Origin of the sequence: Nesterenkonia muleiensis (genome assembly GCF_003600155.1) — a bacterium.
GTDB lineage: Bacteria > Actinomycetota > Actinomycetes > Actinomycetales > Micrococcaceae > Nesterenkonia > Nesterenkonia muleiensis.
Window position 1 is genome coordinate 211,727 of the sequence record NZ_QWLD01000038.1, and the last position, 22,985, is coordinate 234,711.

Below are 22,985 nucleotides of genomic sequence, written 5' to 3' on the forward strand. Positions count from 1 at the left end.
GTGCATGCTTCCTCGCGCCAGTTGATCGCCGCCGGCTTTCAAGAGCTGGAGCGGGCCCAGACCTTCCTGGACGATCCGCAGCTGAAGGGCTTCGACCCGGAGGCCCTGATCCGCACCTTGCACGAGTCACCTGATGCCGACCAGGCGCTGCTGCTGCTGATCCGGCTGCTGGAGCGGGCCCCTGAGGTGGGAAGGCTCTTCGGTGAGACCGCGGAATCGGGCTATCCGCGTGCCGTAGCGCTGGTGAGGCTGTTCGGGGCCTCACGGGCGCTTGGCGAGTTCCTGATCCGGCATCCCGAACAGGCTGATGTCCTCTTCGAGGAAGAGAACTCAGAGCACGCCGCCGCCGGGGACTCAGTTGCCCGGAAGACGGCCGAAAGCGCCCCTGAACAGCTCCGGGATGTCCTGATGCAGGCCGTGCGGGCAGACCCGGAAGCGGAGAATCCGGCTGCAGGACTCAGTGAGGACTTCACCGCCAAAGAGGCTGGATGTGCCCTGCGGATCGCGTACCGGCGGGAGGTGACCCGGCTCGCGCTGCGCGACATCACCGCTGCCGAGCCCCTGGACTATTTGCCGGCGGTCGCGCGTCAGCTGGCGGATCTGGCCGCAGCGGCCGTCGACGCCGCCTTGGCGGTCAGCAGAGCCCAGCTGGTCTCCCGGAGGCCGGAGGCCGCGCCGATTGAACTGGCGGTGATCGGTATGGGCAAGTGCGGGGCCCGGGAGCTGAACTACATCTCCGATGTGGACGTGGTGTTCGTCCACCGTGCCCCTGATGAGCTGGAGGCTGCTGAGGCCCGAGACCTCGCCATTGCGCTGGCCAGTGGTATCGCCAAGGTCATCTGTGCCTCCGAGGGCGAACCAGCGTTGTGGGAGGTGGATGCCAACCTGCGCCCGGAGGGCCGTGACGGCCCGCTGTCACGCACGCTGGACTCTCACCGCGAGTACTACCGGCGCTGGGCTGAGGGCTGGGAGTTCCAGGCCTTGCTGAAAGCGCGGCCGATTGCCGGAAACCAGTCCTTGGGCCAAAAGTACATGGAAGCACTCGGGCCCTTGGTGTGGCAGGCAGCGGCGCGGGAAGGCTTCGTCGAAGACGTCCAAGCGATGCGACGGCGAGTCTTCACCGCAATCCCGCACCGGGAAGCTGGCCGAGAGATCAAGCTGGGCCGCGGTGGACTGCGCGATATTGAGTTCACCGTCCAGCTGCTGCAGCTGGTGCATGGGCGGGTGGATGAGAGTCTGCGGGTGCGTGACACCCTTTCGGCCGTTGAAGCCCTGGGACGGGGAGAATACGTCTCCAGCCGTGACCAGGAGGCCATGAGCAGATGCTATAAGCAGCTGCGGCTCTACGAGCACCGCATTCAGATGGCCCATATGCGCAGGACCCATCTGATGCCTGAGAAGGAGCCCGCCCTGCGCGCCCTGGCCCATGCGGTGAGGCCACCAGGTCAGCTCCGGCGTGCGGCCTCAGGTGATGTGCTCGCTGAATGGCAGAAGGTGGCTCGTCAGGTCGCCACATTCCACGAGACCATCTTCTACCGGCCGCTGCTCTCCACCACCGCGGTGCTCTCCGATGACGAGGTCAGGCTCTCCGCCGAGGCGGTAGCTGACCGGCTGGCTGCTCTGGGCTTCCAGGACCCCAGCAGTGCCCGGCGGCATATCGAGGCGCTGACCTCGGGCGTCTCCCGCAAGGCCACGCTGCAGAAACGGATCCTGCCGATGATGCTCGGCTGGTTCGCCGAGGGAGTGGACCCCGAGCGCGGACTGCTGGCCTTCCGCCGGCTCAGCGAGTCCCTGGGTGCCAGCCCGTGGTATCTGACCATGCTGCGCGATTCCTCAGTCGCCGCCGAGCGGCTCTGTCAGCTGCTGACCAGTTCCCGGTACATCTCGGATATGCTCGAGCACCTTCCGGAGTCGGCGCAGTGGCTCGGCGACGACGCCGCCCTGGCGCCGCGGTCTTTCGAGTCTCTCTGGACTGAGGTGCAGAATGCCCTGCACCGCCATGAGGGGGACGCCCAGACTGCGGTTCGGCTGGCCCGGCTCATCCGTCAGCGCGAGCAGCTGCGGATCGCTATCGCCGACTCCTGCGGGCTGGTGGATCAGCTGCAGGTGGGTGCCGCTTTGGGCGATGTTGACCGGGCGGCCACACTTGGTGCCCTGCGGGTCGCGGAGGAGGAGATCCTCGCCGACGAAGACAGGCTTGTCAGCTTTTTGGTGATCGCTGTGGGGCGGCAGGGTGGCAGGGAGATCAGCTACGGTTCGGATATGGACGCCATTTTCGTCCACCGCCCGCTGCCGGAGGCTGATAAACCGGCTGCGGACAGACAAGCTCAGAAGTTCGCGCTGCGACTCACCCAGTTGCTGTCCAAGCCGGTCAGGCCAGCCATCCGAGGAGAGCACGCCCTGCTGATCGATGCCGATCTTCGGCCGGAGGGGAAGAAGGGCCCGCTGTCCCGGTCCTTGGAGTCCTATGAGGAGTACTACCGGCGGTGGATGGATGTCTGGGAGCGCCAAGCCCTGCTGCGAGCCCGGCCGGTGGCCGGATCGGACCGGCTGGCCGTGGACTTCATGGGACTGGTGGATCAGGTGCGGTACGGAGAGCCTCCCACAGAGCAGCAGCTGCGCGAGATCCGCCGGATCAAAGCCAGAATCGAGTCCGAACGACTGCCTCGTGGCGCGGACCCCTCCCGCCACGTGAAGCTCGGCCGCGGCGGACTCTCAGACGTCGAATGGCTGGTGCAGCTCTATCAGCTGCAATACGGCCACCGGCACTCAATGCTGCACGGGACCAACACCCTTCAGGTGCTCAACGGCCTGGTGGACGCCCAGCTGATGAGCCCCGGCCACGCGCATGTGCTGGCCGAAGCCTGGAAACTGTGCACTCACGTGCGCTCCGGCATCATGATCTGGTCGGGCAAGTCCTCAGATGTCCTGCCCAGCTCACGGCGTGATCTGGAGGCCGTTTCCCGATGGTGCGGATTCGCACCCGGACGTGCTGCCGCCTTCGAAGACCATTACCTGCGCACCACCCGACGCGCCCGCCAGGTGTTCGAGCAGCATTTCTACGCCAGTTGAATCGGCCGGAGGATAGGCTGGATTCCATGTCAGTGATTCGCGTGCCGATAGAGCTTCGCTGGGGTGACCAGGACGCCTACGGGCACATCAACAATGTCGCCATCCTCCGGGTCTTGGAAGAGGCCCGGGCCAGGGCCTTCTGGAGAGCGGCTGACTCCCCGGCCGGCGCCGGGATCTTCCCGCCGCTGGAGCCCAGCCAGCAGATCTGGGCCCTGGTCGCCGACTTCAAACTGCGCTACCGGGGGCAGCTGCCCTACCAACGCCGCCCCGTCACTGTTGAGCTGAAGATCTCTCAGGTCGGTGGGGCCAGCTTCGTGATCGAGTATGCGCTCAAAGCCGATGAGGACGATGCCGCGCCGCTGGTGACTGCCTGCTCCACCCTGGTGATGGTGGACCGTGACACCGGCAAGCCGCAACGGCTCTCTGCCGAGCTGCGCGAACAGCTACGCCAGTACAGCGGCTGAGCTGATCACCGCGCGGGCACATCCAGCGGGTGCTGAATGCCCGCGAGTGCTGGAAAAGCTTCGGTTATGCCGTTGCTAGGCGGAGAGAATCCAGCGTTCGATGCTGCGGGAACGGCGCAGAACTGCTTGAGCGTGCCGTGCTCACGAGGGCTGCGGTGCCAGCAGCTCCAGAGTGCGGTGCTGGATGTCTTCGTCCGGCGCCAGGTTCACCAGCATGAGCTCATCGGCGGACACCTGCTCGGCGAAGCTGTTCAACCACTCGATGACCTCGGCCTGAGTCCCGGCGATGGTCCGGGAGAGCATCCCCAGGACCTGCTGGCCGGCGGGGTGGCCGCGCAGCAGCTCGACATCCTCGGCTGAGAGTTCCTTGTTCCGGCCCAGCATGTTTCTGATCCACCCGTTCTCGGCTTTGCGGCGTTGTTGCCCGGCGGTGGCAGCGTCGTCGTGAGCGATGACATTGGCGGCGGCGATGAAGTGAGGGTGAGCATCCGGGCCGAGCAGGGAGCCTGCGGCGTTGAAGTCCGACCGGTAGGTGTAGGCCGCCTGCTCGAGCATCTGCGGAGCGAAGTGGCTGGCAAAGGCATAGGGAAGCCCAAGCTGTGCGGCCAGCTGAGCCCCGAAGAGTGAGGAACCCAGAATGTAGAGGGGAACATTGGTGTTCCAGCCTGGATAGGCGTTGACCCCGGGGAGCCGGCTGTGGCCGGTCAGATAGCCGGAGAGTTCCATGATGTCGCTGCGGAACCTGTCGGCTTCTGTGCCGTCGCGGCGCAGCGCGCGCATCGTGGCCCCGTCGGTGCCCGGAGCCCGGCCCAGCCCCAGATCGATCCTGCCGGGGAACAGGGTCTCCAGGGTGCCGAACTGCTCGGCGATCACCAAGGGGGCGTGGTTAGGCAGCATGATCCCGCCCGCACCCACCCGGACGTGCTTGGTGCCGGCAGCAATGTGCTGGATCAGCAGCGAGGTGGCGGAGGAGGCCACATGGGGCATGTTGTGATGCTCTGCGAACCAGATGCGGGTATAGCCCAGGGCATCGGCGGTCTGGGCTAGGCGCAGGGACCGGGCGATGCCATCACCGATTGATTCCCCCTGCCGGACGCGGGCGAGGTCGAGCAGTGAGAGCGGACGGGTCACAGATGTGGTCATGTCCAGCCCAACAGCGGGCGCCGTCGTTCTCATCCCGCATCCTGGTCACCCTTAGGATGATGGTATGGCGGATCGACAACAGGTCGCACACGGAGAGTACAAGGTGCCCGGCGGCAAGCTGGTCGTCGCTGACCTGGAGCTTTCCGGTGAGGACCCCGTCATCGGCGGTGCTTCGATCAACGGTGACTTCTTCCTGGAGCCGGATGAAGCGCTGGGGGCGCTCAATGAGTCGGTGGTGGGGCTGCGGACCGATGCCTCCCGGCAGACGATCGCCGAGGCGGTGCGCGCCGGACTGCCGGAAGGCACGGCGATGATCGGCTTCGACGAGGCAGCGGTGGCCACTGCGGTGCGCAGGGCCCTGGGACATGCCACCAGGTGGGAGGACCACCGGTGGGAGGTGCTGCCTGCTGTCAATCTACCGATCGCGCTCAACGTAGCCCTGGACCAGGTGCTCACCGAAGAGGTGGGCGCCGGTCGCAGGCCACCGCTGATGCGGCTCTGGGACTGGTCGGAGCGGGCAGTGGTCATCGGGTCCTTCCAATCGCTGGTCAACGAGGTCGATGCGGAGTCAGTCGCGGAGCTGGACGCGGTGGTGGTGCGGAGGGTCTCCGGGGGCGGTGCCATGTACATGGAATCGGGCAACTGCATCACCTATTCGCTGTGCTTCCCGCAGTCGCTGGTGGATGGGCTGAGCTTCGCTGACTCCTATCCGTTCCTGGACTCCTGGGTGATGGAGGCCCTGGAGAAAGTAGGGGTCAGGGCCGTTTATAAGCCGCTGAACGACATCGTCTCGGCCGCCGAAGGGGAAGGGCTGGGCCGCAAGATCGGCGGCGCGGCACAGAAGCGCCTGGCCAACGGCGGAATGCTCCACCATGTGACCATGAGCTATGACATCGACGCCGAACGGATGACCAGCGTGCTGCGGATCGGCCGCGAGAAGCTCTCGGACAAAGGACACACCTCAGCGGTCAAACGGGTGGACCCGTTGCGCAGCCAGACCGGCCTGGCCCGGCAACAGATTATGGAGATCTTTGCAGCGACCTTCACCGAGCGGCACGGTGCGGAGGTGGCCAGCATCCGGCCTCACGAGCTGGAGCGGGCACAGACGCTAGTCGCAGAGAAGTTCGGCACCCAGGCGTGGACCGCCCGGGTGCCCTGAGGATCGGCCTGAGAGGATATTCCCATGAGCCTGGACAATGTGCTGACACCGGATCTGCTGGAGCGTATCCGCAGCCGCGCCGCTGGTTACGACGAGCGCAACGAGTTCTGCCATGAGGATCTCGGTGAGCTGCGGAGTGCCGGCTACCTGAAAGCGCTGGTCTCCGAAGAGCAGGGCGGCCTGGGCTGGGGTTTTCCGCAGCTGGTGGCAGCTCAGCGGCTGCTGTCGGCCCATGCGCCGGCCACTGCGCTGGCGGTCAATATGCACCACGTGTGGATCTCGGTGGCCCGCCAGATGGTGCAGTTGGGCCACCATGAGTTCGATCAGGTTCTCGAGGAGGCGGTTCAGGGGCACATCTTCGCCTTCGGCATCTCTGAGGCTGGCAACGACGTCGTGCTCTTCGACTCCACGACTGACGCCACGATCAACGGCGACGGGTCAGTGAGCTTCACCGGCACCAAGATCTTCACCACTCTGGCCCCGGTGTGGACTCGGCTGGGGCTGTTCGGCAAAGATGTGGCCGCCACCGGCGAGGAGGGCGAACGGCCCCTGATCTTCGGTTTCCTGCCGCGTGAGGCCCCCGGGTGGCGGACCATCGAGAACTGGGACATGCTGGGGATGCGGGCCACACATTCTCACGCCACAGCGTTGGAGGACGCCCGGGTGCCTGCGGGGCGGATTGTGCGCAGGCTCCCGGTGGGCCCGAACCCGGACCCGATGGTGTTCGCGATCTTCTCTTCCTTCTTGACCCTGCTGGCCGCGGTCTACACCGGCATCGGCGACCGTGCACTGCAACTGGGCGCAGAGCATGCTGCAGCACGGCGTTCGCTGCTCACCGGGGAGTCCCTGGACCGCGATGCCGATATTCGGTACAAGCTGGCTGAGGCGCAGTTGCAGCAGTTAGCCCTGGACGCTCAGCTGCGCGGTGTGTCCACGGAGGTCGAGGCCGGCACCGAGCACGGAGCGTCCTGGTTCCCACGGCTGGTGACCCTGCGGACTTCCGCCACCCGCACCGCGCGGTCTGTGCTGGATACCGCACTGGGCGTCAGCGGGGGAGCGCAGTACCACCGCTCCTCTGAGCTCAGCAGGCTGTACCGCGATGCCCTGGCAGGCATCCACCACCCCTCCGACGACGAATCCGCCCACCGCACTCTAGCCAACTACACACTGGGTCCGTTGAGCTGAACACGATGACGCGCGTCGTAAAAGTGGCGTGACGCGAGTATCGCCTGCTGATCGTCAACACTCTGCTGACACTGGGTTTTATGTCTATCGGAGGGATGACGATTCAGCCTGCCAGCGAAGAGGTGATCAGAATGAGACTGATCGGGTCCCTTGTGGTGCTCCCTCGATCGGTAGACTCGGACTGTAGGTGTCAACCTCTTGTTGACACACTGTATGCGTCAACCTATAGTTGACGCATGGCATACCAGAAGAAAACTCCTGCAAGCTACAGCGTGGGTATGGTCCTGCTGTTCATTCCAAGTTTTATCGGCGTTCTGCTGGTGTTCGACATCCTTTCTGATCGCACCTGGATACAGATCGCTACCCTCGCGGTCATCATCGGTTGTGTTGGCGTGGGCTCCTACCTCGCCTGGTGGGGCAAACGGCCACGCCAGGCGAGAAACGAATGGACCCCCTCAAAGACGCTGCCGAAGGATGACGCTGCATGAGCTCTTCAGATGCACGGCAAACGTCTGCGCGAGACAAGCTTCAGGAGACGCTGGCGTCGTTGAGCCCGATAGCGGAACCAGCGAATCCAGCCGATTTCCTCCAGGTCGTAAAAGCCGCTCAGGAAGTGGAGACCGAGGCCCGCAGGCTGCTCCATATGAGCGTTCTCACAGCGCGTGGCGCAGGTACTACTTGGGCGGATATTGGCAGAACGCTTGAGATTTCCAAACAAGCAGCACAAAAGAGATTCACCCCGCCGAAGACAGTTCCGGCACAGGCCCTCGATCCCGACGAGCGTTTGCTGGGGCCGGTTGGACTCTTTGATGAGCTGAATGAGCTCAACCTCGCCGGGCGCTACGGTTGGCACAGTGTGGGCTTTGGTATCGCTCATCATCATGTAGTGCATTCGGAGACCCAGTGGGAGCATCTCCGTGTCACCGGGGCCAAGAACCTGGCAGCGCTGAAAGCCAAGGGCTGGGTTGAGTTTGGCCGATCCTTCCCCTATGTCTTCTTGAAAAGAAATACCGGAACGCCTGCTCTTGATGAGCAGCAAGGGTGAACCCGGCCCTTAGGCATGCACAGAGGCCCGCACCAATCTCGGTGCGGGCCTCAACTGTGTCAGTTAAGAATCACACGCTGAAGTAGAGCTCGAACTCGTAGGGGTTCGGGCGCAGGTTCAGCGGTGCGATCTCCTCTTCACGCTTGTAGGCGATCCAAGTCTCGATAAGCTCCTCGGTGAACACGCCGCCCTCCAGCAGGAACTCATAGTCGGCCTCCAGTGCGGCCAGCGCCTCATCCAAGGTGCCGGGGGCCTGGGGAATGTCCTTCAGCTCCTCCGGCGGCAGCTCGTAGAGATCCTTGTCCACCGGCTCATGGGGCTCGATGCGGTTTCGGATGCCGTCCAGGCCGGCCATCAGCATGGCGGAGAAGGCCAGGTAGGGGTTACCGGAGGCATCAGGAGCGCGGAATTCCAAGCGCTTGGCCTTCGGGTTCGAGCCGGTGATCGGGATGCGGATGGCAGCTGAGCGGTTGCCCTGGGAGTAGACCAGCGAGACCGGAGCCTCGTAGCCCTTGACCAAGCGCTTATAGGAGTTGACCGTCGGGTTGGTGAAGGCCAGCAGCGCGTGGGCGTGCTTGAGGATGCCGCCGATGTACCAGCGGGCAGTGTCGGAGAGATTGGCGTAGCCGGTCTCTGAGAAGAACAGCGGCTCACCGTCGCTCCACAGCGACTGATGGACGTGCATGCCCGAACCGTTCTCCTCGAAGAGCGGCTTGGGCATGAAAGTGGCTGACAGTCCGTAGTTGGCGGCGGTGTTCTTCACCACGTACTTGAACTTCTGGACATCGTCGGCCGCCAGGGTCAAGGTGTTGAATGTGTAATTGATCTCCTGCTGACCGGGGCCGCCGACCTCGTGGTGCGACCGCTCCACAGTCAGCCCGGCGCGTTCCAGGGCCAGCACGATCTCATCGCGGACCTCAGCGGACTGGTCCTGCGGGGAGACCGGATAGTAGCCGCCCTTGGTGGCGAGCTTGTGGCCGCCGGGGCCCTCGGCGAACTCATCGGCAGAGCCCCAGATGGCCTCTTTGGCGTCCAGCGAGTAGAAGGAGTGCTGGGGGGAGGACTTGAAGGCGACTTTGTCGAAGAGGAAGAACTCCGCCTCAGGGCCGAAGAACGCAGTGTCGGCGATGCCCGAGGAGGCCAGGTACTCCTCCGCCTTCTGCGCCACACCACGTGGGTCGCGGCCGTAGGGGTCACCGGTGCGCGGGTTGATGATGGAGAAGGTCATCACCAGGGTCTTGGCCTCGCGGTACTCATCTATGAAGGCGGTGGAGGGATCCGGGATCAGCTGCATATCGGAATCCTGGATCCCCTGGAACCCGCGGATGGAAGAGCCGTCGAACAGCTGACCTTCCTCGAAGAAGTCGAGGTCGACAGTGTGGGCTGGGACGTTGAAGTGGTGCTGCAGACCGGGAAGGTCGGTGAAGCGGACGTCAACGAACTTCACGTCCTCCTTCTCGATGAAATCCAGGACTTCCTGAGGGCTTGAGAACATGCGCGACGAACTCCTTCGACGAGTGACTGATCGAAACTAACGCTCCTCAGCCTACAGATGACCGAGTTTCCCCTCGGTCACGCAAATGTTTCCGGTATGTTACGAAGTTCCCACGCCCAGCCGACGAGCCGCTGGGGAAGTAGACTTGACCGCCGTGAGCACCGATAAGCACAACGACGACGCCGCGACGTCGGGATATCCCGGTGACAGGTTGGGTCTGCCCGCCCGCGGACCCGGTGCCATGGCCCCCTTCGGCAGGCGAATCCTCGCGCTGCTGATCGACTGGGGGATCGCTTCGTTGATCTCTTTCACTTGGTTCGACTACAACATGTGGGTCACCCTCGGGGTCTTTGTGCTGATTCACGTGGTGTTGGTGGGTCTGCTGGGGGTGAGCATCGGCAAACGCCTGGTCCGCATCCAGGTGGTGCGCCTGCGCCCGGGCCAACCAGTGGCCATCCCTGGGCCGCACTGGGCGCTGGTGCGCACTGTGCTGCTTCTGCTGGTGGTTCCCCCATTGGTGATCACCCCGGACGGACGTGGCGCCCATGACCGGGGCGCTGGAACGGTTCAGGTGATCATGTGAGGACGCTGCCGGGCGCAAGGGCATCGACTGCCGCATTGACCGTGATGCTGCTGGCAGCCTCCTGTGCTGCGGAGGACGAGATGTCAGAGACCGGTGCTGATGAGGCGACGATTCCCGGCCCCACTCTGGAGGGAGCCGCCACTGACGGCGCTGAGCCTGAGGATGACCATGAGTCTGATCAGACCCGGTCCGAGGACGACGACGATCAGCCGGCTGACCAGGAACAGCCGGAGCTTCCGCAGGCCGCCAGCACCACCTTCGAGCAGCTGCGGACTATCACTGAGCCGCTGATCACCCCGAAGTCCGTGGTGGCCAACGGTCACGGACTGGCGATCGCCAACAACATGATGTACCAGAACACCGTGACCTTCTACGACACCGAGACCGGCGAGCTGGTTCAGGAGTTGGCTGACACGATCAGCCCGGGTCAACTGGATGTCGAAGGCTATCCGGAGACTGTGCAGGGCGCCCCGGTAGAAGCGGTCTGGACCGAGGACGGCCAGTATGCCTATGTCTCCCAGTACCGGCTGGCAGATATGGGCGCAGCCGCTTATGACGACTGCCGCAACGGGGATGCCGTGGCGCCGTCGGGGGTATACCGGTACAGCGTGGCCGATCAGGACTGGGACCAGTTCATCGAGGTCGGCCGGGTGCCAAAGTATCAGGCGCTCACCCCGGACGAATCACGCCTGCTGGTGACCAACTGGTGCGACTTCGACCTGTCGGTGATCGATACTGAGAACGGCGAGGAGCAGATGCGGGTGCCGCTGAACTCACAGCCGCGCGGCATCGCCGCCATGCCGGACAACCGCACGGCCTATGTGACCGCCATGTACGCCAATGAGCTGTGGAAGGTGGATGTGGAGAGCGGCGAGGCCGAGGTGATCTACGGTGAGGCGGACTTTCCGCGTCATCTGGTCCTCTCACCCGATGCGAAGACCCTGTATGTGACCTTCAGCCGCTCAGACCTGCTGGTCGCCTTTGACACCGAGACCGACGAAGTGATTAGCTCGACCCCCACCGGGCGTGAACCGCGGACTATGGACATCTCCGCCGACGGCACCGCACTCTATGTGGTCAACTACTACGAGGACACGGTCTCCAAGTTCGACGCCGCCACGCTGGAGGAGATCGACCGGCGCAGCACCGGGCATCTTCCGATCGGTGTGAGCTACGACGCGATGACCGGGACCGTCTGGGTGGCCAACTACTCGGGCAGCATCACCGTCTACGACGACACCGTGGCACGCTGAGCCGGCGGGCTGCTCTGCTCGGCAGCCCCCAGGCCCCGGGTCAGGTAGTGGGCGCGGTAGCGGTCGTAGATACTGGTGGCTGCCACCACGGTCAGCGCTGAGCCGAGCATATGCGCCCAGACCAGGCCGATCGGCAGGCCGGCGAAGTACTGCCAGTAGCCCAGGACGCCCTGAGCGAGGATCACTCCGGTCAGGAACCACACCGCCCGCCGCTGGTTCTGCGAGGTGGTCAGCCTGAGCTGAGTGATCAGCAGCAGCACTGTGGCAGCGCAGAGCATGTAGACAGGCACCACATGCAGCTGGGTGACCAGGTGAAGGTCGAAGTCATGGCGGGGCGAATGGGGATCTCCGGCGTGGGGCCCGGTGCCGGTGACCACAGTGCCGAGGACCACCGAGGCCCAGGCTGTGACCAGGATGGTGCCGGCCAAAGAGCGGGTCAGTCCCGTGGTCTGCCCGTTGACCACCGGGTGGCCGGGACCGCGGTGCTTGAGCTCCGCGTTCACCCTGGTTAGCAGCTGGGTGGCGACCAGGACCAGCCCCGCAGAGGCCAGGAAGTGCAGGGCCACCACCCACGGATTGAGGTCAGTCCAGACAGTCATGCCGCCGATGATTCCCTGCAGCGGGATGCCGAAGCCGATGATCAGGGTGCGCACCACCAGTGGACGGTGCGTGCTCCAGAGCCGGACCACGGCCAGGAACATGGCCACACTGATCGCGATCAGCACATAGGTCAGCATCCGGTTGCCGAACTCGATGGCACCGTGGATGCCCATCTCGGCGGTGGCGACCCAGGAATCGGCGGTGCAGCGCGGCCACTCCGGGCAGCCGAGTCCCGAATCGGTCAGTCTGACCGCGCCACCGGTGAGGATGATGCCGATATTGGAGATGAGGGTTGCCCAGGCCAGCACCTTGGTGGTGCGGCTGATCCGGGTGGGGAGGTGTCGGCGGATTACGTCCATCTGAACCACTTTCGTGCTGCGAGGATCGCCGCCAGTGCCCAGGCGGCGAGGATCAGGACCGGGACCGCGGCCAGGGAGCCGTGTATGGAAGCCTCGCGCATCGCCTCACCGAGTGCGGCCGAGGGCAGAAGCAGCAGCAGCGCACCAGCGCCCTCATGGTTCAGCGGCAGCACCGCGCCTCCAGCGGCCCCCATCAACACCCAGGCGACATTGGTCAGTGCCAGCGTGGCCTCTGCGCGCACGGTGCCGGCGACCAGCAGCCCCAGGGCGGTGAAGGCTGCGGCGCCGATGACGACGGCGCCCAGCAGCCAGATCAGTCCCATCGGCTCGGGAGCCCAGCCCAGAGCGAGCGCTGCTCCTCCGAGCACCACCAGCTGGACAGCGATCACGCAGAGCACTGCCAGCGATTTGCCCAGAATCAGCCCGGTCGGACCCAGGGGAGTGGTGGCCAGATAGGCCAACACTCCGTACTGCCGCTCAAACCCCGCAGCGATCCCCGCACCGGTGAAGGCCGAGGCCATCACTGCCAGAGCCAGTACGCCTGGGGCGGTGGTGTCGATATCCGGCACGATCTCGGTGATCGCATGCGCACGGTGCAGCCCGATCAGCACCAGCAGCGGCAGGATCAGCGACACCAGCAGCTGCTCCCCGTTGCGCAGCGTGATGCGAGCTTCATACAGCCCGTGTGCCAGCACTCGCCGGTGAGCCGGGGCGGGACGGGAGCGGGGCGTCGTCGTGCTCTGCGCAGCAGATGTCATGGCACTGAGACCTCCCAGAAGACATCTTCCAAAGTGCGGGCCTCGAAACTGATCTCGGCGGGAAAGAGGCCGATCTGTTCCCACCATGCGGTCAGCGAGCTCAGGTCTGCCGGGGCGGAGATGGCCGCCACCGTCCACCGGGCGCCGGCCCGGTTGGAGTCGCTGTCCAGCTCGACCGGCAGCGGTGCGGCGTCGAGCTCATCCCGGGTGAGGATGCGCGGAGAGGCGAAGCAGAGACGGCGCGGGGCTGAACGGCCGTTCTGCTCAGCTGTGCTGTCGGTGAGCTCGGCGACGGTGCCGTGCCGGATCACGGCACCATCTTTGAGAATGTAGACCGAATCCGCCAGCTGCTGGGCCTCCTCCAGCAGGTGGGTGGTGAGCACGATCCCGATCCCGCAGCTGCGCAGGTGACCGATGAGGTCGAAGACCAGTTGTCGGGACTGGGGGTCCAGTCCTGCTGAGGGCTCGTCCAGGAAGACCAGCTCCGGATCGCCGATCAGGGCAGCGGCCAGCGCCACCCGCTGCTTCTGGCCCCCGGAGAGCCTGCGGATGGTGGTGCTGAGGAAATCAGAGAGGTCTAGCCGGGTGATCAGGTCTTCCAGCGGCCAGGGGTGCCGGTGCAGCTTGGCGATGTGGGCGAGCAGGGTTCGCGGCCTGACCGACTGCGGCAGTCCGCCGTCCTGCAGCATCACCCCGACCCTGGCGCGCAGACCGGCGCCGGCGCGCCAAGGGTTCTGGCCCAGCAGCTGGACGGTGCCGGAGGATGGGCGGAGCAGCCCCTGGCTGCAGGAGAGCGTGGTGGTCTTTCCCGCGCCGTTGGGACCGATGATGGCGGTCACCTCGGAGCGTCTGGCGGTCAGGTCCACCCCGGAGAGGATCTCGGTGAAGCCTTTGGCCGATGATGCCGTCCCTACGGCATAGCGCACACCGGCAAGGCGCAGACAGACAGCGGATGAGGGCACCGCCCCAGTCTACCGTTTTCTACGCTACGTAGAATCTGCGGTGACTAGGCGCGGTGCCTCCTGCCTGGGCAGCGGGGAGACTTGCTGCTCAGGGCTTTGCTTCCAGGATCAGGTTGAGCGGTGTCTGGGCGACACGGCGGAAGGTCGAGTAGCCGGCTTGTGTGAACACTTCACGCAGACGGACTTCTCCGGCTTGGGCTCCGAGTCCGCACCCGACCTCCTGGGACAGCGAGTTTGGGGTGCAGAGTGTGGAGGACGCGTGATAAAGCAGCGCGGCCATCGGGTTTTCGGTGAGATTCTCGGTGCGGTCATCGAGCGCGAACGGCTCTACCAGCAGCACGGTGCCCCCGGGTGCGAGCTGCTCTCGAGCATGCCGTGCGGCGCCGAGCGGGTCACCCATGTCGTGCAGGCAGTCGAAGAAGCAGATCAGGTCGAACAGGCCCCGGTAGCCGCGAGCGTCGGCGGCAGTGAAGGTGGTCCGGTTTGAGACTCCAGCTTCAGCCGCACGTGCCTCGGCGACCTGAACGGAGGGTGCATGGAGGTCGAACCCGTGGACCTCCGAGGCGGGATAGGCCTCGGCGAGGACGACCGAGGAAGCACCGTGACCGCAGCCGATGTCGGCCACGCGGGCTCCGGCGGTGAGCTTCTCGTCGACTCCGTCGAGAGCGGGAATCCATTCGGTGGTGAGCATGGCACGGTAGCCGTTGCGGAAGAACCATTCGGTGCCGTCGAACAGGCAGGGGTGGTGGTCGCCCCAGCTCATCGCGCCATCACTGCGAAACGCCTCCTCGACCGCAGCAAGGTCGATGAACATCGCGGCCAGGGTGTTCATTCCCCGGGCGACGAACGCAGGCGAGGTCTCGTCAGCCAGCACCGCTGTGGCTTCGGGGCTGAGCTCGTAGGTGTCAGTGGCCGGATCGTATTCGATCAATCCTGCCGCGGCCTGGCCGTCGAGCCACTCGCGTACCAGCCGGCCATTGCAGCCGGTCGAGGAGCCCAGGACGTCCGAACTCTGCGGACCGGCGTCGGCAAGTGCCCGGTAGAGACCGAGCGAGTCTCCCAACCAGACGCCGGCGCACACGGCAGCGCCGGTCATATTGCCGACCATTTGGCCGACGAACTGGTCGAGCTTGGTGGTATCCATCGTGGCGGTCATGGCAAGTCCTCCTGTGGTGCGGGTCGGATGTAGGGGCGTTCTCGTCCACCGGAGACGGTGATCCCGCGACCGGCGAATGACGATACTGGTACCGTACGAATCAGCAGCGGGGTGCCGCATCGGTGCTGTCACTCAACCGACTACGCACCTCACCGTGGGCGAGGCCTACGTGGTCAGCTCTGCTGATCTCCGGCGGCGATCTCACCGTGCAGCGTGTAGCGGACCGCCGCCGCACGGGCACTGCGCCCACTGAGGCCCAATTTGCGGTACACCGTGGCCAGGTGACGTTCGACGGTGCGGACGCTGAGGACCAGCTTGTCGGCGATCTCCTGGTTTGACCGACCAGCAGCCAGCAGATCCAGTACGGTGAGCTCCCTTGCTGTGAGTCCGTCGGGGCGGACGCCGAGACGGGGGTTCGGAGGACGCACCGCACCGAGCCTGGCCAGCTCGCCATCTGCGGCCTCGGTTTCCACTGTCCTGGCGTCCACGTCGCCGAGTACCTCGTAGGCCTGGGCCAGTCGTAATCTCACGACGGCAGCTTCGTAAGGCGAACCGAGGTGATGCCAGGCCTCACGTGCCGCCAGGAGTGGCTCGAGTGCGTCGGCGGTTTGGCCGGTCGCCAGCAATGTGATGCCCTCGGCTGTGGCTGCCCGCGCCGCCAGTCCGGTGGTCGCGTAGCGGTCGGCGATATCGGCTAGCTCACTGGCGGCGCTGCGGGCTCGTTCGGGGTCGTCTGCGGCGATTGCGATCTCGGCAGCCGCGGAAAGCAGACCGGCTCGCGCCAAAGGGTCTTTCTCGGCTGCCAAAGCTCGCTCGATCGACGAGACCGCGGCGTTGGTCCGGTGTCTGGCCAGACACAGCAGGGCATGGCCCGGTTCGGGGCTGCAGCCCCGGCGGCGAGCCTCGGCGAAGGCCGCGGCAGCACCGGTCCAGTCACCCCGTTGCCGACGCAGGTCCCCGAGGTGGTACTGAGCCGTGCCGATGAGTCCGACATGGAAGGTCGACAGCTCCTCGCAGACGCGCCGAATCTCGCGCTCGGCGTCCTCCCACGCTCCGCGTGCTTGGAGGACCTGCGCCCGGTGCACCCGGCAGATGCCCATGAAAGGGCCAGCACCGGGCATCTCCTCGCACCATCGCGCCGTGGCCTCGGTCCACTCGGTGGCGCGACGCCAGTCCATCAACTCGTAGCAGGCCAGCATCAGATGGCAGTAGATATTGCCTGCCCAGCTGGGATCCAGATCGTCGGACACCGCGGCGACCATCGCCTCGTCCAGCAGCCGAAGACCATCGGCGATCCGACCCCGCTTCACCAGGACGCGGCCCTCGCCAAGCACCCCAAGGGCCAGCAGCGTGGGGTCGGCGAACCGCTGGCCGATGATACGTACCTCGTGGGCGTGCTCGATCGCCGCCGGCAGATCGTTGGCCCTGAATGCGTCCTCGAAGCCGATGTGGGCCAGGTAGCCACGCTCGGGGCACTCCGGGGCCTCGTCCAACAGCCGGACCGCCCGGCTCATCCAGCCCGACGCCTGTGCCTCATCCCCCTTCAGCGCGAACGAGTACCCCGTGGTCAACGCCACCAGTGCGGCGGTGTTCCCCTGCCCTTGGACCAAGTAACGCCGGTGAGCTTCTTGGAAGAAGGGAAGAGCCTGATCGAGCATGCCGAGCCACCAGTGGGAGTTCCCCAGTGCATACAGGTCGCCGCTGTCGAGTTCGCCGCCTTCGAGTGCTGCGGTGTACTGGTCACGCGCAGTGATCCAGTCCCGTCGCCGGTAAGCCTTCCGGGCACTGGCCAGCGGATCGTTGTCTTTGACGACATCCATATCGTCCGGCGGTGCTGGCCCTCCCCGCATAGGCAACTATGATACCGGCCCAGTCCTGAGAAGCGCGTTGCAGAGCTGTCGGGTCATCCGTCCGGCACCTTCGAGGCCGGTCGGATGAGGCCACAGGCACACCTAAGGTGCACCTTGCTAGCCAGGCAGTTCTGAATAAGTCAGAATAGAGTTATGAAATTCGATGTCGAGACTGCTGGGTCCGTCCCTGAGGCGGTCGCGCGCGAATCCGACGGCTCCACCCGGGAGCGCGTGCTGCAGCTGGTGGTGGAAGAAGGCCCTATCAGCGCTGCCCAGCTGGGCCGTGAGCTGAATCTCACCGCCGCCGCCGTGCGCCGGCACCTGGATGCGATGACCGAGAAGGGCTTGGTGGAGATTAAGAATGTCACCAGCCGCAGAAAGGGCGCAGGCCGCCCCTCGCGCCGCTATGTCATCTCCTCCCGCGGACAGCAGGAGCTCGGCGACGACTATCTGAACCTGGTTCGTACGGCTCTGGCGGTGCTGGACAAGGACGAGGGCAGCGATGCCGCCCAGGACCTGGCCCGGGCGTACTTCTCCCAGTTCGAGGAGCGCTACGGTACCGAGCTGGACAGCACCCAGGATCTCGATGAGCGAACGGAGAAGCTCTCCGAGCTCTTCAGCGCCGACGGATTCGCCGGCTTCACCCGCCTGGTGGGGCGGGACAATCCGCTGCTGGCCATGCAGTCGACCCAGCTGTGTCAAGGACACTGCCCGGTGCGGGAAATAGCAGCGGCCCATCCGGTGTTCTGTGAAGAAGAGACTGCGATGATCGCGCGGCTGCTGGACGTTGACGTGCGCAGGCTCTCCACCCAAGCAGCAGGTGCCCATGTATGCACCACCCACGTGCCGGTGGGCCGGGAGAGGCTCGCCGCTGAGCGAGCCGCCCGCGCTGTGCAGAGCGCATCCGAGACATCAGCGGCCGGCCGCACCGCCGCCCGCAAGAGAATTGTGATTTCCCCGCGTCAACAAGAGAGGTTGTCATGACCGAGCAGATTGCTAAAGCAGAGGAAACCCTGCGAAGCACCGACGACCCCGGCGTCATCCAGAGGGTTCTGGACGACAACCCTGAACTGCAGGGTCTGGGCACCTACGAATACGGCTGGGCCGACTCGGACGCCGCGGGCGCGACCGCCAAGCGCGGAATCGACGTCGATGTGGTGGAGGACATCTCTGCCAAGAAGAGCGAACCGGAATGGATGCTCAAGCTGCGCAAGAAGGGTCTGAAGTACTTCGAGCGCAAGCCGCTGCCTACCTGGGGAGCCGACCTCAGCGACATCGACTTCGACAACATCAAGTATTTCGTGCGCTCCACTGAGAAGCAGGCCCAGACCTGGGAGGACCTGCCCGAGGACATCCGCAACACCTACGAGAAGCTGGGCATCCCGGAGGCAGAGCGTGAGCGGCTGGTCTCTGGTGTGGCTGCACAGTACGAGTCCGAGGTGGTCTACCACCAGATCCGTGAGGATCTCGAGGAGCAGGGTGTCATCTTCATGGACACCGACACCGCGCTGAAGGAGCACCCGGAGTTCTTCGAGGAGTACTTCGGCTCAGTGATCCCGGTCGGGGACAACAAGTTCGCCGCCCTGAACACCGCGGTGTGGTCCGGCGGCAGCTTCGTCTACGTACCCAAGGGCGTCCATGTGGAGATCCCCCTGCAGGCCTACTTCCGCATCAACACCGAGAACATGGGCCAGTTCGAGCGGACCCTGATCATCGCCGACGAGGACTCCTACGTCCACTACATCGAAGGCTGCACCGCACCCATCTACAACACCGACTCCCTGCACTCCGCTGTGGTGGAGATCGTGGTGAAGAAGAACGCCCGGGTGCGCTACACCACTATCCAGAACTGGTCCACCAACGTCTACAACCTGGTGACCAAGCGTGCTGTGGTCGATGCTGGCGGCACCATGGAATGGGTCGACGGGAACATCGGCTCCAAGGTCACCATGAAGTATCCGGCGGTCTACCTCACCGGTGAGCACGCCAAGGGTGAGACCCTCTCGGTGGCCTTCGCCGGGGCCAACCAGCACCAGGACACCGGCTCCAAGATGGTGCACATGGCGCCGAACACCTCCAGCTCGATCGTGTCCAAATCTGTGGCACGCTCTGGAGGACGGGCCTCCTACCGCGGTCTGGTGCAGATCAACGCCGAGGCGAAGAACTCTGCCAACTCCGTGGTCTGCGACGCCCTATTGGTGGACACCATCTCCAAAACCGACACCTACCCGTACATCGACATCCGGGAGGACGACGTCACCCTCGGCCATGAGGCCACCGTCTCCAAGGTCTCCGAGGACCAGCTCTTCTACCTGATGTCGCGTGGACTCGACGAGACGGAGGCGATGGCGATGATCGTACGCGGCTTCATCGAGCCGATCGCCCGGGAACTGCCCATGGAATACGCCCTGGAGCTCAACCGGCTCATCGAACTGCAGATGGAGGGCTCCGTCGGATAGCGACGACGCCCGCCCCATCCGCAGACACCACAGCATCCAGTCCTGCCTGAAGACAGCATTTTATTTAAGGGATCAGATAACACGATGACAGAAACCCCTGAGAAGGTCGCCGGAGTCGAGGTCGGCGAACGCCGCATCTCCATTCCCGGCTTCACCGAGGAGGGCGAGAACCTCGCTGCCGCCACCAATGCCGCAGACCGACACAGTCACGGTGGCTTAGGAGAGAGCGCCAAAGAGCTGATGTCCGGCTCCGGTTCCCGCGGTAACCGGCACATCGGATTCGACCTGACCGGATTCCCCGAGCCCACCGGGCGCGAGGAGGAGTGGCGGTTCACCCCGCTGAAGAAGCTCGCCGGAGTGCTCAGCGATCTGCCCACCGCCAACGCCGGAACAGACCGGGAGCCAGTCGACTACCAGGTCACCGAGGGCCTTGAGGGCGTCGTCGTCTCCACCCTGCGTGACGGCGAGGCTCCCCGCGGAGCTGTGCTGCAGCCGGCTGACCGTGCCGCCGTGGTGGCCTATAAGAACGTGGAGCAGGCGCTGCACATCAAGGTCACCGAAGGTACCGAGGTGGCCGAGCCCATTCGCGTCGATATCACCGGTAAGCAGGCCGGCTCCCGCGCCAACAGCCATGTGGTGTTAGAAGCCGAACCCAACTCCAAGGCGGTGTTTGTCATCGAGCACCGCGGCAGCGCGGACTTCAACGGCAATGTCGAGATCACAGTCGGCGAGGGTGCCACAGTCGATGTGATCTCCCTGCAGCGGTGGAACAATGACGCCGTCCACGTCGGCCAGCACGACGCCGAGGTCGGCAAGGACGCCACCTATAAGCATGTGGCCGTGACCCTCGGCGGCGAAGTGGTCAGGGTCAACTCCAACTTCCGTTATGCTGCCGAGGGCGCGGAGGCAGAAATGTACGGTCTGTACTTCGCCGATGCAGGCCAGCACATCGAGCACCGCACCTTTGTGGACCACAATGCCCCGCGGAACACCTCCAATGTGCTCTACAAGGGCGCGCTGCAGGGCAAGACCGCTCGGACTGTCTGGATCGGCGATGTCCTCATCCGCAAGGAGGCCGAAGGCACCGACTCCTACGAGAAGAACCAGAACCTGGTGCTTACCGACGGCGCCAGGGCAGATTCGGTGCCGAACCTGGAGATCGAGACCGGGCTCATCGAAGGCGCCGGCCACGCCTCCTCCACCGGCCGGTTCGACGACAACCACCTCTTCTACCTGATGTCCCGCGGCATCCCTGAGGACATCGCCCGCCAGCTGGTGGTCCGCGGATTCCTCCATGAGATCCTCCAGAAGATCGAGGTGCCCGCCATCCAAGAATCCCTCGCAGAGGACCTGGAACGGGAACTTCAGATCCACGGCAACTGAACTTTTAGCAAAGGACTTTCAACACCATGTCAACTCTAGAGATCAAGGACCTGCACGTCTCCATCGAGACCGAACAGGGCACCAAGGACATCCTCAAGGGCGTCTCACTGACCATCAACTCCGGTGAGATCCACGCCATCATGGGCCCCAACGGCTCCGGCAAATCCACCCTGGCCTCCACCATCGCCGGACACCCCCGCTACGAGGTCACCAACGGCGAGATCCTGCTCGACGGCGAAGACGTGCTGGAGATGGGCCCCGACGAGCGCGCCCAGGCCGGCCTGTTCCTGGCCATGCAGTACCCGGTAGAGGTGCCCGGAGTGAGCATGACCAACTTCCTGCGTACTGCCAAAACCGCCATCGACGGTGAGGCCCCCAAGCTGCGCACCTGGGCCAAAGAGGTCAGGGAAGCCATGGAGAAGCTGCGCATTGATGCTGACTTCGCCAACCGCAATGTCAATGAGGGCTTCTCCGGAGGCGAGAAGAAGCGTGTGGAGATCCTCCAGCTGGAGCTGTTCAAGCCTAAGTTCGCCGTCCTGGACGAGACCGACTCCGGCCTGGACATCGATGCCCTCCGAGTGGTTTCTGAAGGTGTGAACCGTGCTCACGATGACAACGACATGGGCACTCTGCTGATTACCCACTACACCCGCATCCTCAACTACATCAAGCCCGACTATGTGCATGTCTTCGTCGACGGCAAGGTCGCCGAGCAGGGCGGGCCCGATCTGGCCGATGAGCTCGAGGCCAACGGCTACGACCGTTTCTTGGCCGCCGCTGCTGCCTGAGGCTGCATTGACTGATCTGCTCGATGTCTCCGGTGACTTCCCGCTCCTGGGCCGCACGGTCCGGGGCGGGAGGCCCCTGGTGTACTTGGACACCGGTGCCACCAGCCAGAAGCCTGCTGTGGTGCTGGATGCCGAGCGGGAGTTCTACACCCGGCATAATGCCGCGGTGCACCGCGGCGCCCACCAGGTGGCCGAAGAGGCCACCGAAGCCTACGAGGCCGCACGCGCCGCAGTCGCTGGCTTCGTGGGCGCCGAGGTCGGTGAGATCGTCTGGACCAAGAACGCCACCGAAGCGCTGAACCTGGTGGCCTACGGATTCCTCAACGCGAGTCTTGGCCGTGGCGGAGACGCTGCTGAGCGTTTCCGGCTCAATGAGGGTGACGAGATCGTGGTCACCGAGTTGGAGCACCATGCGAACCTGGTGCCCTGGCAGGAGCTTGCCGCCAAGACCGGTGCGGCGCTGCGTTGGATCCCCGTCACCGTAGAGGGGCGGCTGGACCTGCAGCAGCTCGATGTGATCACCGAGCGAACCAAGGTCGTCGCGTTCACCCATGCCTCCAATGTCACCGGGGCCATCACCGATGTGCCAGCGGTGGTCGCCAAAGCCCGGGAAGCCGGGGCGTACACAGTGCTTGACGCCTGCCAGTCTGCGGCGCACCTGCCGGTTGATTTCCCTGCCCTAGGAGTGGACTTCGCTGTCTTCTCCGGACATAAGATGCTCGCCCCCACCGGAGTGGGGGTGCTCTATGGCAGAGGAGAGCTGCTGGAAGCTCTGCCGCCGTTTCTGACCGGCGGTTCCATGGTGGAGCTCGTCACCATGGAGAAGACCACCTTCATGCCTGCCCCGCTGCGCTTCGAGGCGGGCACCCAGATGGTCTCCCAAACCGTGGGCTTCCACGCCGCCCTCGACTATCTCAGCAGCATCGGGATGGATCGCATGGCTGCTCATGAGGACCAGCTGACCCAGCTGATGCTCGATGGGCTCGCCGAGGTTCCCGGGGTACGGGTGCTGGGCCCTGAGACCGCGGAGAACCGCCTGGCAGTGGTGGCCTTCGACCTGCCCGGTGTGCACCCGCATGATGTCGGCCAGGTTCTGGACGACCAAGGTATTGCTGTGCGCGTTGGTCACCACTGCGCCCAGCCGGTTCACCGGGCTTTGGGGGTCCATGCCTCCACCCGCGCCTCGGCCGGGGTCTACACCACGGCCGAGGATATCGAGGCCTTCGTCCGTGGCCTGCACACCGTGATCGGCTTCTTCGGAGTGAGGTCCT

The 22,985-nt window shown here is 64.8% G+C and carries 20 protein-coding genes; 13 read left to right on the plus strand and 7 right to left on the minus strand.

What is annotated here, in order from left to right:
• Both DVO78_RS10835 and DVO78_RS10840 read left to right on the plus strand, forming a co-directional pair.
• Positions 1-3,072 (plus strand): bifunctional [glutamine synthetase] adenylyltransferase/[glutamine synthetase]-adenylyl-L-tyrosine phosphorylase, encoded by a 3,072-nt coding sequence (locus DVO78_RS10835; protein WP_120004906.1) that lies wholly within the window; start codon positions 1-3, stop codon positions 3,070-3,072.
• 26 nt (positions 3,073-3,098) lie between these two features.
• Complete coding sequence (locus tag DVO78_RS10840; RefSeq protein WP_157983993.1) at positions 3,099-3,536, plus strand: acyl-CoA thioesterase; 438 nt, start codon at positions 3,099-3,101, stop codon at positions 3,534-3,536.
• A gap of 141 nt (positions 3,537-3,677) precedes the next feature.
• On the opposite strand, the gene DVO78_RS10845 is transcribed toward DVO78_RS10840, so the two are convergent.
• Entirely contained in the window at positions 3,678-4,712 is a 1,035-nt protein-coding gene (locus tag DVO78_RS10845) for an LLM class flavin-dependent oxidoreductase (RefSeq protein ID WP_238385252.1), read from the minus strand.
• A 31-nt stretch (positions 4,713-4,743) separates the two neighbouring features.
• Between DVO78_RS10845 and DVO78_RS10850 the strand changes: the two genes are divergently transcribed.
• From DVO78_RS10850 to DVO78_RS10865, 4 genes are all read left to right on the plus strand, one after another.
• The gene (locus tag DVO78_RS10850; protein WP_120004909.1) at positions 4,744-5,838 is read left to right on the plus strand and encodes a lipoate-protein ligase small subunit; all 1,095 of its coding nucleotides are present in this window, start codon (positions 4,744-4,746) and stop codon (positions 5,836-5,838) included.
• Positions 5,839-5,862: 24 nt separating this feature from the next.
• Entirely contained in the window at positions 5,863-7,023 is a 1,161-nt protein-coding gene (locus tag DVO78_RS10855; protein WP_120004910.1) for an acyl-CoA dehydrogenase family protein, read from the plus strand.
• A 236-nt stretch (positions 7,024-7,259) separates the two neighbouring features.
• Positions 7,260-7,511, plus strand: coding sequence for a hypothetical protein (locus tag DVO78_RS10860; protein ID WP_157983994.1), 252 nt, complete (start codon positions 7,260-7,262; stop codon positions 7,509-7,511).
• Positions 7,508-8,068 (plus strand): hypothetical protein, encoded by a 561-nt coding sequence (locus tag DVO78_RS10865; protein ID WP_120004912.1) that lies wholly within the window; start codon positions 7,508-7,510, stop codon positions 8,066-8,068. Before DVO78_RS10860 ends, DVO78_RS10865 begins: the two co-directional genes overlap by 4 nt.
• Positions 8,069-8,138: 70 nt before the next feature.
• Here the strand turns inward: DVO78_RS10865 and glnA are convergent, their stop codons facing one another.
• A complete protein-coding gene (gene glnA, locus DVO78_RS10870; RefSeq protein WP_120004913.1) occupies positions 8,139-9,563 on the minus strand; it encodes a type I glutamate--ammonia ligase in 1,425 nt (474 codons plus the stop codon).
• A gap of 154 nt (positions 9,564-9,717) precedes the next feature.
• On the opposite strand from glnA, the gene DVO78_RS10875 reads away from it, so the two are divergent.
• Together DVO78_RS10875 and DVO78_RS10880 are read left to right on the plus strand one after the other, a co-directional pair.
• Positions 9,718-10,146 (plus strand): RDD family protein, encoded by a 429-nt coding sequence (locus DVO78_RS10875; protein WP_238385253.1) that lies wholly within the window; start codon positions 9,718-9,720, stop codon positions 10,144-10,146.
• Positions 10,143-11,399: a YncE family protein gene (locus DVO78_RS10880; protein WP_202912161.1), complete on the plus strand. Its 1,257-nt coding sequence runs from the start codon at positions 10,143-10,145 to the stop codon at positions 11,397-11,399. Before DVO78_RS10875 ends, DVO78_RS10880 begins: the two co-directional genes overlap by 4 nt.
• On the opposite strand, the gene DVO78_RS10885 is transcribed toward DVO78_RS10880, so the two are convergent.
• The 5 genes from DVO78_RS10885 to DVO78_RS10905 all read right to left on the minus strand — a co-directional run bounded on the left by DVO78_RS10885 (position 11,375) and on the right by DVO78_RS10905 (position 17,084).
• Complete coding sequence (locus DVO78_RS10885; protein WP_120004916.1) at positions 11,375-12,358, minus strand: COX15/CtaA family protein; 984 nt, start codon at positions 12,356-12,358, stop codon at positions 11,375-11,377. The two genes, DVO78_RS10880 and DVO78_RS10885, sit on opposite strands and share 25 nt — an antisense overlap.
• Positions 12,349-13,116: an ABC transporter permease gene (locus tag DVO78_RS10890; protein ID WP_120004917.1), complete on the minus strand. Its 768-nt coding sequence runs from the start codon at positions 13,114-13,116 to the stop codon at positions 12,349-12,351. The genes DVO78_RS10885 and DVO78_RS10890 overlap by 10 nt, the downstream gene beginning before the upstream one ends.
• Positions 13,113-14,078, minus strand: a complete 966-nt coding sequence (locus DVO78_RS10895; RefSeq protein ID WP_238385254.1) for an ABC transporter ATP-binding protein — start codon at positions 14,076-14,078, stop codon at positions 13,113-13,115. Before DVO78_RS10895 ends, DVO78_RS10890 begins: the two co-directional genes overlap by 4 nt.
• Before the next feature lie 88 nt (positions 14,079-14,166).
• Positions 14,167-15,234: a class I SAM-dependent methyltransferase gene (locus tag DVO78_RS10900; RefSeq protein ID WP_202912162.1), complete on the minus strand. Its 1,068-nt coding sequence runs from the start codon at positions 15,232-15,234 to the stop codon at positions 14,167-14,169.
• 173 nt (positions 15,235-15,407) lie between these two features.
• A complete protein-coding gene (locus tag DVO78_RS10905) occupies positions 15,408-17,084 on the minus strand; it encodes a helix-turn-helix transcriptional regulator (protein ID WP_120004918.1) in 1,677 nt (558 codons plus the stop codon).
• Positions 17,085-17,237: 153 nt separating this feature from the next.
• Here DVO78_RS10905 and DVO78_RS10910 point away from each other — a divergent pair, with 153 nt between their 5' ends.
• The 5 genes from DVO78_RS10910 to DVO78_RS10930 all read left to right on the plus strand — a co-directional run.
• Positions 17,238-18,068 (plus strand): helix-turn-helix transcriptional regulator, encoded by an 831-nt coding sequence (locus tag DVO78_RS10910; protein WP_120004919.1) that lies wholly within the window; start codon positions 17,238-17,240, stop codon positions 18,066-18,068.
• Positions 18,065-19,543, plus strand: a complete 1,479-nt coding sequence (sufB, locus tag DVO78_RS10915; protein WP_120004920.1) for a Fe-S cluster assembly protein SufB — start codon at positions 18,065-18,067, stop codon at positions 19,541-19,543. Before DVO78_RS10910 ends, sufB begins: the two co-directional genes overlap by 4 nt.
• A gap of 84 nt (positions 19,544-19,627) precedes the next feature.
• A complete protein-coding gene (gene sufD / locus DVO78_RS10920) occupies positions 19,628-20,926 on the plus strand; it encodes a Fe-S cluster assembly protein SufD (RefSeq protein WP_120004921.1) in 1,299 nt (432 codons plus the stop codon).
• A gap of 26 nt (positions 20,927-20,952) precedes the next feature.
• Positions 20,953-21,714 carry a Fe-S cluster assembly ATPase SufC gene (gene sufC / locus DVO78_RS10925; protein WP_120004922.1) on the plus strand — a complete coding sequence of 254 codons (762 nt, stop codon included), beginning with the start codon at positions 20,953-20,955 and terminating at the stop codon, positions 21,712-21,714.
• Positions 21,662-22,985, plus strand: a 1,324-nt coding sequence (locus DVO78_RS10930) for a SufS family cysteine desulfurase (RefSeq protein WP_120004944.1), incomplete at its 3' end; no start/stop codon positions are given. The genes sufC and DVO78_RS10930, both read left to right, overlap by 53 nt.

Bases quoted from the DNA above. Each gene is read 5' to 3' on its own strand.
- DVO78_RS10840 (WP_157983993.1), top strand. From the start codon at position 3,099: ATGTCAGTGATTCGCGTGCCGATAGAGCTTCGCTGGGGTGACCAGGAC.
- DVO78_RS10845 (WP_238385252.1), bottom strand. From the start codon at position 4,712: ATGAGAACGACGGCGCCCGCTGTTGGGCTGGACATGACCACATCTGTG.
- DVO78_RS10850 (WP_120004909.1), top strand. From the start codon at position 4,744: ATGGCGGATCGACAACAGGTCGCACACGGAGAGTACAAGGTGCCCGGC.
- DVO78_RS10855 (WP_120004910.1), top strand. From the start codon at position 5,863: ATGAGCCTGGACAATGTGCTGACACCGGATCTGCTGGAGCGTATCCGC.
- DVO78_RS10860 (WP_157983994.1), top strand. From the start codon at position 7,260: ATGGCATACCAGAAGAAAACTCCTGCAAGCTACAGCGTGGGTATGGTC.
- DVO78_RS10865 (WP_120004912.1), top strand. From the start codon at position 7,508: ATGAGCTCTTCAGATGCACGGCAAACGTCTGCGCGAGACAAGCTTCAG.
- glnA (WP_120004913.1), bottom strand. From the start codon at position 9,563: ATGTTCTCAAGCCCTCAGGAAGTCCTGGATTTCATCGAGAAGGAGGAC.
- DVO78_RS10885 (WP_120004916.1), bottom strand. From the start codon at position 12,358: ATGGACGTAATCCGCCGACACCTCCCCACCCGGATCAGCCGCACCACC.
- DVO78_RS10890 (WP_120004917.1), bottom strand. From the start codon at position 13,116: ATGACATCTGCTGCGCAGAGCACGACGACGCCCCGCTCCCGTCCCGCC.
- DVO78_RS10900 (WP_202912162.1), bottom strand. From the start codon at position 15,234: ATGACCGCCACGATGGATACCACCAAGCTCGACCAGTTCGTCGGCCAA.
- DVO78_RS10905 (WP_120004918.1), bottom strand. From the start codon at position 17,084: ATGCGGGGAGGGCCAGCACCGCCGGACGATATGGATGTCGTCAAAGAC.
- DVO78_RS10910 (WP_120004919.1), top strand. From the start codon at position 17,238: ATGAAATTCGATGTCGAGACTGCTGGGTCCGTCCCTGAGGCGGTCGCG.
- sufB (WP_120004920.1), top strand. From the start codon at position 18,065: ATGACCGAGCAGATTGCTAAAGCAGAGGAAACCCTGCGAAGCACCGAC.
- sufD (WP_120004921.1), top strand. From the start codon at position 19,628: ATGACAGAAACCCCTGAGAAGGTCGCCGGAGTCGAGGTCGGCGAACGC.
- sufC (WP_120004922.1), top strand. From the start codon at position 20,953: ATGTCAACTCTAGAGATCAAGGACCTGCACGTCTCCATCGAGACCGAA.